1 protein-coding gene is annotated in these 2572 nt (G+C 46.8%); it reads right to left on the minus strand.

Going from position 1 to position 2572, the window contains the following annotated elements:
• Positions 1–124: 124 nt before the first annotated feature.
• Positions 125–1915 carry a reverse transcriptase domain-containing protein gene (locus tag OCV96_RS19295; RefSeq protein WP_154039839.1) on the minus strand — a complete coding sequence of 597 codons (1791 nt, stop codon included), beginning with the start codon at positions 1913–1915 and terminating at the stop codon, positions 125–127.
• Positions 1916–2572 lie beyond the last annotated feature (657 nt).

Raw genomic sequence — 2572 nt, forward strand, 5'->3', positions numbered from 1 at the left:
TCGTAGAGTAGGAATGAGCCGCCTTGCGGCATTACTGCCGTAGGTTTGCCCAAACCCCTCCCAGAACCGGACGTACACCTCTCGATGTATCCGGCTCGCCATTATTGCTTCAAATCAGTGTCGTTCAAGGGTGGTGAATCTTGTGATGACAGTCCTTGCACACCGCAAGTGTTTTTCGCTTTTTCGCTATCATCGCAAGCTCCCACAGTTGTTTTCCTTTGAGGTTCTTCACCTTATTTACATGGTGTATTTCCAGCGGCACATTGGTCTTTCCGCACAGCTCACACACGCGGGCGGACAGCCTATCGTCAAATGACGTTCTGGAACCGATGTGTGCGATTGCAAAGTCTATGATTTTATCTGTCCAGAGGTCTGTATTTTTGCAATCCATAAACCTTGCGAAACTGCGGCGTTTTATGCCTGCTTTTGTTTGGTAGGGCACACCCCAGCTGCCGTTTCCATCACGGTATTTGCGCATCATTTTTCTGCTGGTGCTCTCATGCTTTCCAGCGAGAGTTTTCAGGCAGCTGTATTCCATCAAATATTCAAAATATTGAAGCTTGTTGAAATTGCTGGCTATGCTGTAATAGTTGCAAATACCGCGCAGCTCAGAGTTGTACGTTGATACAATCTCCAAGTCCGTACACCGAAAGATATATTTTCTTGCGGTAGGCTCTATTGTCCCGTCGCGTAGTTGCCGAATGACCGACTTCCCAAACAGGAAAGGCATAATTTTGTCCGCAAACGGAATGCACAGCTCAACAGACCCGTTGAGCGTGCGGGAAACGTGGTTTCCGTGCGGCTTTAGCTTCTGGTCTCTCCTCACACGGATGTCATAACCCAAAAATCTTGCATACTGGTTACTGTGCGTAATGAGTGTCTTTTGCTCTGAAAGCTCCATTTTCAGGGTTTGGCTGATGAAGTCGGACAGCTGTCTCTTGATACGCTCACAGTCCGCTTTATCGCCCTTCACGCCAAGAATGAAGTCGTCAGCATAACGGATGTATTTGATGACTTTGTCCGTTTTGGACATACAGGGCGTTTTATGCATGACTGCTTTTAATTGAGCGATTTTCTGCAACAAAGCTGTTTTTTCCTGACCCGCTGCAGTTTTCAGCTGTTTCTGAGCCTTTTTTATCTGCCATGTGACCTTATCGTATTCCGGGGTATGGTGCCTGTCCCTGCTTTTATAGAACTCTTTGGCGGTTTTTTCTACGAACTTGTCCAGCTCATTCAGGTAGATATTTGCGAGTATGGGCGAAACGATGCCGCCCTGCGGGCAGCCTGAGTAGGTAGCATGGTATTGCCAGTCCTCCATATAACCGGCTTTTAGGAATTTCCAGATGAGCTGAATCAACCGAGCATCTTTAATCTTGGCGTTTATGACGTTTGCTAAAACTTGGTGGTCAATGTTATCGAAACAGCCTTTAATATCGCCCTCAATAAACCACGACACACCTGAAAATTCTCTTTTCAAAGATTTCAGCGCAGTGTGGCAGCTCCTGTTGGGACGAAAGCCGTGAGAATTGTTTGAGAAGATTGGCTCGTAGACCGATTCCAATATCATTCTCAATACTTCCTGCACCAGCTTGTCCGTAAAGGTAGGAATTCCAAGAGGACGTTTTTTTGTGCTGTTCTGCTTTTTCTGGATGTACTCGCGGCGAACAGGATTCGGAGTATAGGTTCCGTCAGCCAGAGATTGGATGATCCGGTCAACTTTTTCCTTGCTGAATCCGTCAGCCGTGTCGTCATTCACGCCTTTTGTTCCTGCGCCCTTGTTGGCGTAGAGGTTTTTGTACGCAAGATAATACAGGTCGGGTCTTAATAGATAGCGGTAGAGCCTTGTGAAGATTTCCTCTTTGTTGTCCCTTGAATTTTTTCTGATTCTATCCAAAATCTCGATTGTTGGTTGCATTTGAGGCTTTCCTCCCTAATCAAATTTCAATTTTGGAATGCAATAACTGTTCTCCTTCGTCTGGAATACAGGATATATTCCGTGAGAGTCGTTACTTCCCACAGGACTACTATGAGAACTCCGTTGCCGTATCGGATATTCAGCGTCATCTCCCTTGCCTTTCGAGGGCTTGGGATTTATCACCCACAGGGGGCATTTCGCATAGCTCGTTTGAGCATTCCGACTTAGGCAATCCCCAGTTAGCGTAATAAGTAGGCAAATGCGGATTGTCGGATACGCTTTCGTTTCGTTATTTCCAGTTCTCTGGCTTGTCACATGAATTGATTGATAACCCATCGCGCAAAGGCGAAACGCAATGTTATTCATGTCAGAGGTTGATGCCGCCGTATCTACGGTGGTTACATACACATTCCTCCGCCCGAACACAACGGGGACTTGAAACTCGCATTCAACATTCAGTAGTTCTATCCTCATATCCGCTTAACGTAGCAATTCAGTCGTGCTCTTGTGTATAGAGCAACTTATCGCTTTCCCGCCATGCTATGGTCCCGCATCAGCTTTCGCCTATCGGTTAGGCGGGTCGTTTCCACTGTTATCTGAGTGGGTAGTGCCTGATTCTACTTCTTACTACGCCCTATCTGGGCGCGCGCCTTTGGT

The organism is Waltera acetigignens, from assembly GCF_025567015.1.
In the GTDB taxonomy this organism is placed as follows: domain Bacteria; phylum Bacillota; class Clostridia; order Lachnospirales; family Lachnospiraceae; genus Acetatifactor; species Acetatifactor acetigignens.

Coding starts and splice junctions, on each gene's coding strand:
- OCV96_RS19295 (WP_154039839.1), bottom strand. CDS start 1,915: ATGCAACCAACAATCGAGATTTTGGATAGAATCAGAAAAAATTCAAGG.